At 66.1% G+C, this 14,370-nt stretch carries 12 protein-coding genes; 6 read left to right on the top strand and 6 right to left on the bottom strand.

The annotated features are described in order from the left end of the window. Window positions 1-2: 2 nt before the first annotated feature. Both G6P88_RS09600 and G6P88_RS09595 read right to left on the bottom strand, forming a co-directional pair. Window positions 3-611, bottom strand: a complete 609-nt coding sequence (locus G6P88_RS09600) for a response regulator transcription factor (RefSeq protein WP_165322952.1) — start codon at window positions 609-611, stop codon at window positions 3-5. A gap of 171 nt (window positions 612-782) precedes the next feature. Beyond that, window positions 783-4,262 (bottom strand): PAS domain-containing protein, encoded by a 3,480-nt coding sequence (locus G6P88_RS09595; protein WP_165322951.1) that lies wholly within the window; start codon window positions 4,260-4,262, stop codon window positions 783-785. A gap of 189 nt (window positions 4,263-4,451) precedes the next feature. Here G6P88_RS09595 and G6P88_RS09590 point away from each other — a divergent pair, with 189 nt between their 5' ends. From G6P88_RS09590 to G6P88_RS09565, 6 genes are all read left to right on the top strand, one after another. Beyond that, the gene (locus G6P88_RS09590; protein ID WP_226946797.1) at window positions 4,452-4,868 is read left to right on the top strand and encodes a hypothetical protein; all 417 of its coding nucleotides are present in this window, start codon (window positions 4,452-4,454) and stop codon (window positions 4,866-4,868) included. 91 nt (window positions 4,869-4,959) lie between these two features. After that, the gene (locus G6P88_RS09585) at window positions 4,960-7,011 is read left to right on the top strand and encodes a TonB-dependent receptor family protein (RefSeq protein ID WP_165322950.1); all 2,052 of its coding nucleotides are present in this window, start codon (window positions 4,960-4,962) and stop codon (window positions 7,009-7,011) included. 50 nt (window positions 7,012-7,061) lie between these two features. Beyond that, entirely contained in the window at window positions 7,062-7,523 is a 462-nt protein-coding gene (locus G6P88_RS09580; protein WP_165322949.1) for a copper chaperone PCu(A)C, read from the top strand. Beyond that, window positions 7,510-8,124 carry an SCO family protein gene (locus G6P88_RS09575; protein WP_165322948.1) on the top strand — a complete coding sequence of 205 codons (615 nt, stop codon included), beginning with the start codon at window positions 7,510-7,512 and terminating at the stop codon, window positions 8,122-8,124. Before G6P88_RS09580 ends, G6P88_RS09575 begins: the two co-directional genes overlap by 14 nt. Window positions 8,125-8,240: 116 nt before the next feature. Then, window positions 8,241-9,212: a GGDEF domain-containing protein gene (locus tag G6P88_RS09570; RefSeq protein ID WP_226946796.1), complete on the top strand. Its 972-nt coding sequence runs from the start codon at window positions 8,241-8,243 to the stop codon at window positions 9,210-9,212. 102 nt (window positions 9,213-9,314) lie between these two features. Further along, window positions 9,315-11,792, top strand: coding sequence for a PhoX family protein (locus G6P88_RS09565; protein ID WP_165322946.1), 2,478 nt, complete (start codon window positions 9,315-9,317; stop codon window positions 11,790-11,792). Window positions 11,793-11,875: 83 nt separating this feature from the next. Here G6P88_RS09565 and G6P88_RS09560 read toward each other — a convergent pair whose 3' ends face one another. The 4 genes from G6P88_RS09560 to G6P88_RS09545 all read right to left on the bottom strand — a co-directional run bounded on the left by G6P88_RS09560 (window position 11,876) and on the right by G6P88_RS09545 (window position 14,358). Next, window positions 11,876-12,229 (bottom strand): hypothetical protein, encoded by a 354-nt coding sequence (locus G6P88_RS09560; RefSeq protein ID WP_165322945.1) that lies wholly within the window; start codon window positions 12,227-12,229, stop codon window positions 11,876-11,878. Window positions 12,230-12,263: 34 nt separating this feature from the next. Further along, the gene (locus tag G6P88_RS09555; protein ID WP_165322944.1) at window positions 12,264-12,440 is read right to left on the bottom strand and encodes a hypothetical protein; all 177 of its coding nucleotides are present in this window, start codon (window positions 12,438-12,440) and stop codon (window positions 12,264-12,266) included. Window positions 12,441-12,566: 126 nt separating this feature from the next. After that, window positions 12,567-12,749: a CsbD family protein gene (locus G6P88_RS09550; RefSeq protein WP_165322943.1), complete on the bottom strand. Its 183-nt coding sequence runs from the start codon at window positions 12,747-12,749 to the stop codon at window positions 12,567-12,569. A gap of 133 nt (window positions 12,750-12,882) precedes the next feature. Continuing rightward, entirely contained in the window at window positions 12,883-14,358 is a 1,476-nt protein-coding gene (locus G6P88_RS09545) for a PAS domain S-box protein (protein WP_165322942.1), read from the bottom strand. Between the last annotated feature and the right edge of the window lie 12 nt (window positions 14,359-14,370).

The following is a 14,370-nucleotide window of genomic DNA, read 5'->3' as shown; positions in this document are numbered from 1 at the left end:
TCCTACAGCCCCGCCATGATACCGAGCCGGACGAGCTCGCTGAGGCTGCGGGTCTGTGTCCGTTCCATGATCGCTGCCCGATAGGCCTCGACGGTGCGGACGCTGAGACCCAGCCGATGCGCGATCAGTTTGTTGGGCAGGCCTTCCAATATGCCGGTCAGCACTTCGCGCTGGCGACGCGTCAGCGATTCAACGACGCGGACATAGCGTTCGGCCTCGGGCGACCTGGGGGCGGGTGTGCGATCCAGCGCGGCCTGCACCGCATCTCGCAGAGGTTCGGCATGAAGAGGCTTTTCGAGGAACTCGACAGCGCCGGCTTTCATTGCCTCAACCGCCATAGCCACGTCGGCCTGTCCCGAAATAACGATGACCGGCATGTCCGACCCGATCGACTTCATGTGCCTGATCAGGCCGATGCCGTTCATGCCCGGCATATTGACGTCGGTGACGACGCAGCCGGACGCATCCGGATCCAGACTGTCCACGAGGGACTCTGCCGTCTCATAAACTGAGACGGGGTGGCCCGCCGCCCGCAGGATTATGGCAATCGTTTCCCGCACGCCGGGTTCGTCATCGATGACGTGAACATGCCCCGATCCGTCCTGCGCCATAAGCAACCCCTTCGCGGCCCCCCGCCCGGCGGAAATGGCCGGACAGCGCGATGACGGGGATCCCGTCCGGTCCGTCCTATAGACGGTCCGTTACGGCCCCCGCAGCAACCCTAAAGGGGGCTTGCATTGCCGCAAGTCCAATTTTCCGCAATGCGGTTTTTTGTCCGTGGGCTACAGCGGCGGCACTTCGTCGAGGACGCGGCGGACCTTCGCCGCCAGATCGCGTTTGGCATAAGGCTTCTGCAGAAGCGTCACCCCCGCCACGAGACGCCCATCCTTCATCAACGCATCGCGCGAATAGCCGGAGGTATAGAGAATGCGCAGCCAGGGCTGGCGGACCAGCGCCCGCTCCGCGAGGTCGCGTCCATTGATGCCCCCCGGCATCACGATGTCGGTGAACAGCAGGTCGATATCGTCGCGACCGGAGAGGATGTCGAGCGCGACTGCACCGTCTTCGGCCTCCAGCACCTCATAGCCCAGGCTCTCGAGCTGGGCACGGGCATGGGCGCGGAGCACCTCATTGTCCTCGACCAGCAATATGCGCTCCTCCCCCTTTTCGAGACGCTCCTGGGAAGGCTCTTGCGCGGGGGCCGGATTCTCTCCGGCATCGGCGGCGGCAGGCAGGAAGAGCGAGAAGCGGGTTCCGCGCCCGATCTCGCTGTCCACTTCGATGAAGCCGCCCGACTGCCTGACGAAGCCGTACACCATGCTGAGGCCAAGGCCCGAGCCCTTGCCGGTTTCCTTGGTAGTGAAGAAGGGTTCGAAGATCTTGTCCATCAGCTCGGGAGCGATGCCGCTGCCCGTATCGCTCACCTCGACGACCACATAGTCGCCCTCGGCGGCGTCGGGGTGCCTGCGGCACATGTCCTCGTCGAGCCGCGCATTTTGCGTCGCCAGCACCAGCACGCCACCCTGCGGCATCGCGTCGCGCGCGTTGATGCAGAGATTCAGGATTGCGGCCTCGGTCTGTCCGGGATCCGCGAAGACAGGCAGCAGGTCCGGCGATTCGTCGACGACGAAGCGCAGGCCACCGCCCAGAGAGCGGCGCAGCAGCGGTATGTTGCGCTCGACGAGGGCATTGAGGTCGAAGCTCTGCGGTTCGAGGGGCTGCCTGCGGGAGAAGGCGAGCAGCCGCCGCGTCAGTTCGCCGCCCTGTTCTGCGGCCTGCAGCACCAGCGCCGCCAGCTTGCGCTGCTCCTCGTCGCGGAGCGTTTCCAGCAGGGTCTCGCTGCTCCCGATCATGATCGTCAGCAGATTGTTGAAGTCGTGCGCGACGCCGCCGGTCAGCTGTCCGATCGATTCCATGCGCTGCGCAAACTCCATCTGGCTTCGCAGCGTCTTTTCCTCGGTGATATCCTCGATCATGCACAGATGCTGCGGCTTCGCTTCGTCCGGCATCGCAAAGCGCGCGATCGTCATATGGACCCAGACAGGCTCGCCCTGCTCGCGCACATAGCGCTTCTCGAGCTGGTAACCGTTGATCGAGCCCGCCGCGAACTGCTCCCAAAGCGCGACGTCCTGCTGGATGTCGTCGGGGTGGGTGATCGCCTGCCATGTAAGCGTCCGGAGCTCATCGATGCGGCGCCCGACGATCGCCTCGAAGCGCGGGTTGACGGTGTGGAAGTCGCCCGTTGCGGTGTCCATGACGGCGATGCCGATGGGCGAAGCCTCGAACACCGCGCGAAACCGCCGTTCGGATTCTGCCAGCTCGAGCTGGTAGCGGGCGGCGGCGTCTTCGGCTTCGTCGATTTCGAGCGCGAGGTTGAACTGCGCGGCGATGTCGACCAGCAAGGCACGGGCCTCGTCGTCGAAGAAGCCGACATCGCCGGCGTGAATGCCGAGGATCGCGACCGGTTCCATCTTCCGGCGCAACGGGATCACGGCCATGCTCTTCCAGCCGAACCGCGCGCCCACCTCGCGCCAGCTTTGCGTCAGAGGGTCATGGGCATAGTCTTCGACCCACACCGCCTCGTTCCGGCGGAACGCCACGCCCGTAGGGCCCAATCCCCGAGGGTCGTCGGCGCGCGCGGACAAGCGGACATTCGCGACATGTTCCAGCGCGTCGCCCCGGATCGTCATCGGCCCGAAGATGCCCGTCTCCTCATTGGCGAAGCCGATCCAGGCGAGCCGGATGTCGCTGCTGCCGACGAGGATGTCGCAGATCGTCGCGCACAGGTCGCTGATGGGTGCGCGGCGGGCGATCGCTGCGTTGCAGGCTGCCAGCGTGGCATAGAGCCGGGCATGGCGGCGGGACCGCAGTTCATAGGTCTTCTGCTGGTGGATGTCGGTATAGGTGCCGATCATGCGCACGGGCGTGCCGTCGGCGGCACGCTCGAAAATCATCCCCCGATCGTGAAACCAGCGATAGCTCCCGTCGGCGCACTGGCAGCGCATCTGGCATTCGTAGGTCGGGGCTTCTCCCTTCAGACAGCGCTGCAGGGCGACCCGGCTACGTTGCCGATCCTCCGGGTGGATGCGCTGGCGGATGCTGCGCAGATTATTCTGCCGCTCCTCTTCCGGGTAGCCGAACATTGCGTTGAGGCGCTGCGAGAGGAATATCTCGCGGCGGGCCATGTTCCAGTCCCATACGCCCAGTCCCGAGCCTTCGATCGCCGAGCGCCAGCGCAGCTCATTCTCGATCAGAGCCGCTTCGGAGCGACGCGCGGCGGCTTCGCTGTCCGCCAGCAGCGCGCTGCGCCGGTTGGCGGCTTCGAGCGCGTCGGCCAGCGCGCGCTCCATGCGCAGTTGCCGCGTCCGGCCGATCGCGAGTGGAAGGCACATCAGGATCGCGACGCTGAAGAACAGCTCCAGATAGGTGCCCCGCTCGGTGGCATTGTAGCCGGCTATGGAGAGCCTTCCATCGAGGCCGGAGGTGAAGCGCAGCAACATGCACGCTGCGACGATCGTGACGACCGATCCGAGGCCGGCGCCGAGCAGGCCATGCCGCCAGGCGAGCAGCATCAGCACGGGCACCGCCAGATAGACCCCCGGGTAACCCGGTGGCCCGAAGGTCAGGAAGAGCACTACAAGCTGCAGCAGGACCAGCGCGATACCGATGGGGTCGATCGGTTTGGACAGGCGGTCGCGTGGTGCGGAGAGGGCGAGGAGCGGCAGGGCGAGGACGAACAGACCGAGGAAGACGATCAGCGCCCAGTCGAGCATGTGCCGGTTGTAGATGTCCGCGATCCCGAGGCCGACGTTCAGGCCCATGGCGATACCGACCTTGAGCGCGGTCGTTGCTGCGCCCATCGCCCCCAGCCACAGCAGATGGCGGATATCGGTCAGATCGAAGAAGCGGCCGATGCGGTCGCGCACGACGGCGGCGCACAGGGTGAACTGAACGGCGTTAGTGCCCGAACTCAGGGCGTCCAGCAGCAGCGGCTTGTCGCGAAACTGCATGTCGGCGGCCAGATTGCCGAGATAGGCGGCCAGGATGATCGCTGGCCACCGCCGGCGTGAGGTGCGCAGAAGCGCGGCGAGGGCGATTCCGTTGACGAGCCAGACACCGGGGGTGAGGCGCCCTTCATTGGGAAAGGAGAGGCTGTAGGCAGCGGACAGATAGGTGGCGAGGGCGAGCAGCAGGATCGCCGCCGCCCCGATAAGCCTATTGTCGCGCAACAGATGCGGGGCCCCGAGCGACCTTGGTATCACCGCTGCACGCCTGATCGTCGCTCCGTCCATCCGGTCCCCACATCTTCCCCGGGCCCGATCCTGTCACCCGCGGGAAAAGCGGTCCAGACTCGGTAGTTACGGTAGTGGCCCGGCGATCGGTTCGAACGCGTCGGGTGGGGCATCTTGCCCGATGGACTTCGGGCGGCATGCTGCGTAAGGGGCGGCGCGATGATCGGGGGTCGGTCCTTCACCGCGGGAAGCGCGGCACGCGTCTGCATGCAGGCGGCTCTGTGCCTGTCCGTCCTGGCGCTGATCATGCGGGTTCTCATTCCTGCGGGTTGGATGCCGGCATCGGCCGAGCGTGGTTTTTCTATCATCCTTTGCACCGGACAAGGCGCGGTATCGGCCTGGGTCGACGACAAGGGTGAGGTGCATGAGGGCAAGCCGGGCGACGACCGGGCTTCGCATCCCTGCGTCTTCGCGGGCTTCGGAGCGGCGCTCGATCTGCCGTCGCTGGATAGCGGCGTTCCCTTCGCCTTCGCGCCGGTCATATCGTACCTCGTCCTGGCACGCGGCACCGGCGCGATAGGTCGTGGTCTCGCTGCGCCGCCGCCGCCGCCCACCGGACCACCAGCCCACTCCTGAACCACCATTCGAAGGCGCCGCGCATCGATGCGGCTCCATTTGCATGTTCAGGGGGGAGGCCGCGATCGGCCTGCCCGGTCGAGGTTTATCCATGTCTTTCAAGTATATTTCCACCTGGGGCGCCTCTGCGCTCGCCATCCTGCTGTCCGGCGCCGCGCATGCGGCAGCGGCCGAAACGGCGGACGAAGACCGCGCAACCATCGTGGTGACCGCTGCCTCGGTCACCGAAGAGGCGCGGCGTGAGGTCGAGAAGCGCCCCGGTGGTGTCGACGTCGTCGATGCCGCGGAGTTCGCCGATCGTGTCGCCGTCAGCCTGCGTGACGCGCTCGCCTTCTCGCCGGGCGTCTATATGCAGCCGCGTTTTGGCCAGGAGATCCGGCTGTCGATCCGGGGATCGGGGCTCAGCCGGGGTTTCCACATGCGCGGCCTGACGCTTCTCCAGGACGGCATCCCCATCAATCTCGCCGACGACAATGGCGATTTCCAGGAACTCGACCCGCAGGTGTTCGAGCGGATCGAGGTCTATCGTGGTGCGAACGCGCTGCGCTTTGGCGGTTCCACGCTCGGCGGCGCGATCAACGCCGTGACGCCGACCGGCCGTACCGCTCCGCGCCTCGAACTGCGCGTCGATGGCGGCAGCTTCTCGACTATCCGGACCAAGGCGGCAGCGGCCTTCGCCGACGAGCGGGGCGACGCCTATGTGGCCCTTACGACCGATAACTCGGACGGCGACCGGCAGCATGCGAAGCGTGGCGCGCTGCGCTTCAACGGCAATGTCGGCCTGCGGCTTGCCGATGCGATCGAGACGCGATTCTATATCGTGGCGAGCCGGATCGACCAGGACCTGCCGGGCGCCCTCAGCCTCGACCAGGTCCGGACGAATCCGCGTCAGGCGCTTCCCAGCATCATCGCGCTGGATCAGGAACGCGACATCGACTCGATCCGGCTGCAGAACCGCACCACGGTGGATCTGGGCACCGGCACGCTGGCTTTTGGCGGCTTCTACAACGCAAAGAAGCTGTTCCACCCGATCTTTCAGGTGATCGACCAGAACAGCGACGATCGCGGGGTCTTCGCCAGCCTCGACCTTAGCGGGCGTGCGGCGGGCATGGACTGGGAGATCACGCTGGGGACCCAGGCGCGGTTCGGCAAGGTCGCGGCCAAGCAGTTCTTCAACGTCGCCGGAAATCGGGGCGCTCCGACGGCCAATGTCCGGCAGACCGCGCGGACGATCAACAGCTATGGAGAGTTGCGCCTCAAGCCGGTCGATCGGCTGACGCTCGTGGCGGGCGGCATCTATACCAGCGGCAAGCGCGAGATCGTCAACCGCCTCGTTGCCGCGCGCAGCGGTTCAGCGGATTTCGACGCCTTCGCGCCGAAGATCGGGCTGCTCTACGATCTGGCCGACGGCGTTCAGCTCTACTCCAACTATAACCGCTCGGTCGAACTGCCGGGCTTCAGCGAACTCAGCCAGACCCCGGCGACGGGGCTTCCCGGCTTCACTGCGGTCGGCACGCAGAAAGCCTGGACCTTCGAGATCGGCACGCGCGGTCGTCATGGCATCGCGTCCTGGGACATCGGCATCTACCGCGCCGATCTGAAGGGCGAGATGCTGCAATATGCGATCAGCCCGACCTTCCCCGCCTCGACGTTCAACGCGGGCAAGACGCGGCATCAGGGCGTCGAGGCCGGGCTCGATCTCACGCTGGGCGCATTGCTGCGCCTGCGTCAGGTCTATCAGTATAACGACTTCAGCTTCCGCGATGACGCGCAATATGGCGACAACCGGCTGCCGGTGCTGCCGAAGCACCAATATCGCGCGGAGCTGCGGATCGGTTTCGAGGGGCTGAACCTGACACCCAATGTGGAATGGGTGCCGCAGGGCGCCTGGGTCGATTACCAGAATACGAAGCGCGCGCCCGGCTACACGATGTTCGGTGTGCGCGGCGAGGCGCGGGTGGCGGAAGGCGTGACGCTCTTCGTCGATGCGCGCAATCTGACGAACAAGAAGGCGGTGGGCGATGTGAGCGCCATATTGCGCTACGTCGCCAATAACCCGGCGACCGTCGCCGACGAAGGCAGCGTCGCCTTTTACCCGATCGAACGCCGCGCCGTTTACGGTGGCCTGCGCATGACGTTCTGACGCCGGGGAGCGGCCATGGCGCCGCTCCCGCCCTTTCAAAGGAGTGACCGATGAAGCCCAATGTCTCGATCGCCTGCCTCGCGGCCCTTGTCGCGTCCGCGCCTGCCCTTGCGGCTTCCGTCAGGGTCGAAACCCCCTGGCTGCGCGAAACCGCACCGGCGGCGAAGGCCGGCGGGGGCTATGCCGTCATCCGTAACGCCGGCAAGGTCGAGGACCGCCTGCTGGGCGGCAGCACGGCGGTGGCCGCCAGCGTCGACGTGCACAGCATGACGATGGACGGAAACATCATGCGGATGCGTCCGGTCAGCGGAGGCCTCGCCATCGCACCGGGCGGCAGCGTCGCGCTCAAGCCGGGCGGCTATCATCTGATGCTGATGGGGCTCAAGCGCCCGCTCAAGCGCGGCGAGACGGTGACGATAACGCTGCGCTTTGCGAAGGCCGGGGATGTGCCCGTCCGTTTCCGGGTCGAGCCGATCGACCATCAGCTGGGCGGGGGCCATGACCACCACTGATCCCAAGCCCGCGCCCGGCTGGCTGCGGCCGATCCTGTGGCTGGCCATCGCCTTGGCCGCCATCGGGCTGGGCGCGCTCGCCCTGTGGCCCCGGGAGGAGGTCGCCATGGGCTATGGTGATGCCTTTGGCGGGCCGTTCGAGCTTGTCGATCAGCATGGCAGGACCGTCACCGACCGCAGCTTGCAGGGAAAGCCTTTCGCAATCTTCTTCGGCTTCACCCGCTGCCCGGACATCTGCCCCACGACGCTCCAACGCATGTCCCGTCTTCGGCGGCAACTGGGCCCTGCGGGCGATAATCTGCGCCTGCTGTTCGTATCGCTCGATCCGGAGCATGACAGCCGCCAGACGATCGCCGACTATCTCTCACTCTTCCCGGTACCGATCACCGGGCTGACCGGCAGTCCGCAGCAACTGGCACGGATCATCGACGCCTATCATGTCTATCGGGAAAAAGTACCGATCGAGGGCGGCGATTATCTGATCGACCATACGGCGACGATTTTCCTGATGGACGCCGATGGCCGTTTCTTCGGCGCGCTTGCGCATGGCGAGGCCGACGATGTCAGCCTCGCCAAGCTGCGCAGGCTGGTCGGAGCCTGAAACGCGACGACCTTCGCATATCGCGTAGAGGCCCGGGGTCGTTTCGTTCACTCTTGTCGACTATCGGTCGGCTGATGTTGTGCAGTGAAACAGCAGTGGGGGCACGCGATCCTCGCTTGACCGACGAGGCCGGACGGCAGGCGGCGCTCGATCGCTACGAGATCGTCGATACGCCACCCGAAGACGCGTTCGATCGCATCACCGATCTCGTGCGGACGGTGCTGCGCGTTCCGATGTCGACGGTCACGCTGATCGACCGCGACCGGCAGTGGTTCAAGGCGCGGGCAGGCGTCGCGGCGAGCGAGACCCCCCGCTCGATCGCCTTCTGCAATCGCGCGATTCAGACGCACGAGCCACTGGTCATCCCGGACGCGCGGCTCCATCCCGACTTTCGCGAAAGCCCGCTGGTCCAGGGCGAGCCGGGGGTAGTCGCCTATGCCGGGGTGCCACTGCGGTCCCCCGACGGCTATAATGTCGGGACGCTCTGCGCGATCGATGTGGAGCGACGCGACTTCAGTGCCGAACAGATCGAGGTTCTGGGCAAGCTTGCGGCGATCGTCATCGACGAGCTCGAATTGCGGCGGATCGCCGGGAGCGATGCGCTGACCGGCTTGCTCAGCCGCCGCGCCTTGCTGTCCGCAATCGACGAACTGGTTCGGGGCAAAGGTCGCGAGGGCACGGTGGGAAGCCTGCTCCTGCTCGACATCGACCATTTCAAGGCGATCAACGACCAGTTCGGACATCCGGCCGGCGACGAGGTGCTCCGCGCGGTCGCACGGACCTGCGGCGACGTCGTCGGGGATGGAGGGCCGATGGGGCGCATCGGGGGTGAGGAATTCGCCTTGCTGCTGCCTTCGGTCGAGGCCGAGGAAGCGATGCGGCTGGCCGACCGGCTTCGTGCGGCGATATCGTCGCTCGCGCTGGACGTGATCGATCGGCGCCGGGTGACGATCAGCGTCGGGCTGTCGACGGCACGCCATCCGGTCGGCTCCACGGCCCGCTGGCTGTCGGCGGCGGATGCGCTGCTTTACGATGCCAAACGGTCGGGACGAGATCGCGCGGTCGGCGCGTTCCTGCCTCCACTGTAACGCAGGCGTCATCTCCTTTTCATCGCACCGTAAGCGCTACGGCACCAATGTTTCGCACGGCGCTGTTAGCCCGCCCCCTTCTCAACCAAGGGGTCCGACCAGATGAACGAGATGGTGCACGGCTACACGGACGGCAATGTCGATTGCAATCCGACTGACAATCCCACGCTGGAGAGCCTCGTCGCGCAGCGTTATTCGCGCCGCCAGACGCTGTTCGGTGGCATTTCGGCCATTGCGGCCGCGACTTTCGGCGGCATGCTGCTCACCGCCTGCGGCGGTAACGATGCGCCGGTCGTGAGCGCCGGGCAGAACGGCACCACCAGCTCGGGCAAGCTCGTCACGCTGGCCGGCACCGCTACCGACAAGAACGAGATCGGCAGCGTTTCCTGGACGCAGGTCTCGGGTCCGTCGGTCACGCTGACCAACGCCAACAGCAACAACGCGACCTTCATCGCGCCCGCCGTCTCGGCCTCGACCGCGCTGGTCTTCCGCTTCACCGCGACCGACAGCAAGAACAAGTCCTCGACCGCCGAGACGACGATCACCGTCTCGCCCGCCGTCCTTGGCTTCAACTCCATCGCCAAGAGCCTCGACGATATCGTCAAGGTGCCCGAGGGCTATGCGGTCTCGGTGCTCTACCGTCTCGGCGATCCGATCGACACCGCAACGCCGGCCTATGCCAATAACGGCACAGACACCGGCTTCTCGAAGCGGGCTGGCGACCATCATGACGGCATGAGCTATTTCGGCCTCGCCGCGACCGGCGCGACCCCCGACGCGAACAGCAACAGCCGCGGCCTGCTGGTGATGAACCATGAGAACATCACCCAGATCTATCTGCATGCCAACGGCCCGACCACCGTCGCCGGCGCTCGTCCCGAAGCCGAGGCGCTCAAGGAGATGGAAGCCCATGGCGTCAGCATCGTCGAAGTGACGCGCGCCAGCTCGGGCGCCTGGAGCTATGTTCAGGGCTCGACCCTCAATCGCCGCGTGACCCCGCTGACCCCGGCTACTTTCTCGGGCCCTGTGCGCGGTAACGCGCTGCTCCGCACCGCTTTCTCCCCCGCAGGCACGGACGGGCGCGGCACGATCAACAATTGCGCCAATGGCTATACCGCCTGGGGCACCTACCTGACCTGCGAAGAGAATTGGGCGGGCTATTTCCGTCGCGTCACGGGCGACAATGCCGCCCGGGGCGGTGCGACCGCCAAGTCGGTCGTCGCGCTCAACCGCTATGGCATCAGCGAAGGCGCCAATGGCAGCTATGGCTGGGCGACCGTTGTTCCCGCCGATGCAAGCAGCACCATCTATTCGCGCTGGAACGCCAGCGTCGTGGGTGCCGCCGCTGACGGCACCGGCGACTTCCGCAACGAGCCGAACCAGTTCGGCTGGGTCGTCGAGATCGATCCCTATGATCCGACCAAGGCGCCGCGCAAGCGCACCGCGCTCGGCCGCTTCGGTCATGAAGGCGCCTGGCCGTCGCAGTTCGTCGCCGGCCGCAAGCCCGCCTTCTACATGGGCGACGATTCGCGCGGTGAATATCTGTACAAGTTCGTCTCCGCGCAGGCATGGGCTGCCGCTGACGCCAGCGCGACCGATCGTCTGGCCATCGGCGACAAATATCTCGATGCGGGCACGCTCTATGTCGCGAAGTTCAACGCCGATGGCACCGGCACCTGGATGCCGCTGGTGTTCGGCACCGCCCCGCTGACCTCGGCCAATGCCGCCTATCCCTTCGCCGACCAGGCCGACGTGCTGACCAATGTCCGTCTCGCCGCCGACGCGCTGGGTGCGACGAAGATGGACCGTCCGGAGTGGACCGCAACCAATCCGGTCAACGGCGAGATGTATCTGACGCTGACTAACAACAACGCCACGGTTCGTCCGCTGACGGGCACCGATGCCGCCAATCCGCGCCACTATAACGATCCCAAGGGCTCGGCGAACACGGCGCAGCGCGGCAATCCGAACGGCCATATCCTGCGTATCCGCGAGACTGGCGACACGTCGGAAGCCACGACCTTCGGCTGGGACATCTATCTGTTCGGTGCGGACTCCGCCGATGCCGACCCCACCAACGTCAACATCTCGGGCCTGGATGCGTCGAACGACTTCTCCAGCCCGGACGGCCTGTGGTTCGGCCGTGGCCAGAATGCTTCCGGTCAGGCCAATCCGCTGCTGTGGATCCAGACCGACGACGGCGCCTTCACCGACCGCACCAACAACCAGATGCTGGTCGCGCTTCCGGGCAAGGTCGGCGATGGCGGCACGAAGACGATCACGAACACCGGCGCCGACGGCGCGACGCGGACCCAGGCGACCGTGGTCGGCAAGGCCGCGACGACCGGCACGCTGAAGCGCTTCCTCGTCGGTCCGAAGGGCTGCGAGATCACCGGCATCGATTCGACGCCGGATGGCCGCACGCTGTTCGTCAACATCCAGCACCCGGGTGAGGATGGTTCGCTGACCACGCTGCAGAGCAGCTGGCCGGCGACCCAGGGCGGCACCTCGACGACCGCGCGCCCGCGCTCGGCAACGATCGTGATCACCAAGACCGATGGCGGCGTCGTCGGTCTCTGACACGAGCCCGCCCATGTGACCTAAGGGGGATGCGCTAATAGGCGCATCCCCTTTTTCGTAATCGGCTCAGAGGCGGTCGGTGCTCAGCGCACCGCCGTCTCAGCCTGCGCCTTCAGCGCCTTCGCCTTGTCTTCGGCCGCATTGCGGATGGCCTCGGCCTGTGCCTCCAGCCGCTCGGCCTGGATATCGGCCGCGCGCTCGATACTGTCGCCGCGCTGCTCCAGCGCATCGGCGGTCGCCTCGCGTGCGTCCTCGGCAGCCTCCTTCGCCTTGTCCATCGCTGCGCCGATGCGCTCATTGGGGCCATTGCCCTCATAGGGGCGTCCGGCGGCCTGCGCTTCGGCCTTGTCCTTTTCGGCGCCCGCCTTCTGCTCTGGACCCTGGCACGCCGCGAGCGTGGCGAGTGCGAAAAGCGGGAAAAGGGCGATCCTGTTCATCAACATAGTCTCCATCTGCGGCCGAGCCCCGGCCTCAACCCTGACGGCGGGCGGGAAGTTCCTCCTCGAGTGTGGCGAGCCGTGCCCGATAGAGCCGGGCGAGCTCCTCATGGGCGAGGCGGGCGCCAGGGGTTGGGGCGGCAAGCGCCCGTTCCGCGCTCTCTGCGGCACGTCGGCGATAATAGGCGATGTCGGCGTCGAATTTGGACATGATATGACTCTTCTGCGGCCGTAGGGGTGACGACGGCTGCGCACGCAGTGCGGACACGGTCATTCTCGTCTTTCTCTGCGGTGATGGTAGAAAGGGCGCCGCGACCGGGCGGCGCCCGAGACCCGATCAGCGGCGCAGTGCATTCCGCGCGCCGTCGGCAAGCTTGCCCGCGGCAGCCTGAGCGGTGCCTGCGGCCTTCTCCGCGATGCCTTCGGCTTCGAGCGTGCGATCGCCGATGATCTTGCCGGCGGCTTCCTTGATCGAGCCCTTGACCTTGCGGGCCTCGCCCTTGATGCGATTGCTGTCCATGTCGGTCTCCATCTTCAAGAGTGCGGCGCTGCCGGACGCAGCGCCATGCCTCCCATCTGGACCCGAACAGGTCGTCGCCAAAGATGCAGGCGGACCAAATCGTATAGTAGTACCGGACTAGTAGCGGCTGCCGTCAACGGATCGGGCGGCTCAGCGGGAATCCGCGCTCCCGGGCCCAGAGGATGGCGGCGGCGCGGCGGTTGACGCCGATCTTGGCGTAGACGCGCGCGATGTGGTTGCGCAGCGTGTTGCGGGAAACGCCCATCTCGCGCGCGATACCGGCATCGTCTCCGCCTTCGCACAGCAGGCTGAGCACTTCCTTCTCGCGCCGGGTCAGCTCGCTCACCTCCACGGGCGCGGCATGCGGGTGGGGCGAGCGGAGATTGGCGAGCTTCTCGACCACGGTCCGGCTGAACCAGTTGGTGTCTTTCATGACCGCCTCGATCGCGGTGATCAGTTCGAGCTCGCTGTGGCGCCGCTCGTGGATGTCCTGGACGACCCAGAGGATACAGCGGTCGTCGTTCAGGGGGATGACTTCGGCCGAAACCAGGCAGTCGACGAATCCGCCATCCTTGGTCCGCACCCTGATGTCGCGACCGCGAAAGCCGGTCCGCTCCTCGAGCAGCGCGGCAGCCTCTTTGAGAAAGGTCGCGGGATCCCACAATTTGAGACGCGCCATCGACTGGTCCATCGCCTCGTCGCCGACATAGCCGGTGAGCTGTTCGAACGCGTCGTTGACGTCGCACAGGCGAAAATCGGCGCTGGTCGTGATCGCCATTCCGACCGGTGCCAGGCGGAAGGTTCGCACGAAACGCTCTTCGCTGGCGCGCAGGCGGTTTTCCGCCTGGCGATGCGGCTCCAGGTCGGCGAAGGAGAAAAGCATGCAGCGCTCGTCGTCGAGTTCGATCGGCTGCCCCGCCACGATCACCAGCTTGCGCCCACCATCGGGTAGAGCAAGATCGGCCTGCATCTGCGGGATCGTCTTTCCCTCGCGCAACCGCTCCTTCGCGCGGTCGAGATCGGCGGCGTCGCGCAGCACGTCGATATCGTAGAGCGAGCGGTCCAGCACCTCTTCCCGTGCGAAACCGGTCATATCGAGGAAGCCCTGATTGACCTTCACATAGCGATGGTCGCTCAGGCGGCAGATGACGGCAGGGGCCGGGTTGACGTTGAAGGTCTGCTCGAACCGGCGCTCGGCTTCGAGCAGCGGGGCGGCATCGCGGACGATCAGGACGTGAAGCTTCGAGCCGCCGGCATCGTCTAGCGAGAGGCCGCTGATCCGCAGCGTGCGGCAAGCATCCTCGGGGATCCGGGGAACGATCTCCACCAGCATCTCGTCGACTTTCTCGCCCCGCAGCAGCCGGTCTATCGGGTAAGCCTCGGGCTCGAGGACGCGGTTGTTGCGATAGCGGAGCGGATGACGAGCACGGTAGTCCTCCGCGTTACGGCCGAGGTCTGCCGGATCTTCCGCCCCGTGCAGCTCGGCGGCGACTGCGTTCGCCCAGATCAACCGTCCCCGCCTGTCCGCGAGGATGAGACCGTCGCCCAGTCGCGCAAGGATCTCCTCCCACTGTTCCGCTTCCACCGGGAGCGCATCCAACGTCTTCATGCCACGCCTCGC

The organism is Rhizorhabdus phycosphaerae (assembly GCF_011044255.1).
GTDB classification, from domain to species: Bacteria; Pseudomonadota; Alphaproteobacteria; order Sphingomonadales; family Sphingomonadaceae; genus Rhizorhabdus; species Rhizorhabdus phycosphaerae.
This window is presented reverse-complemented; position numbering and strand designations above follow the sequence as displayed.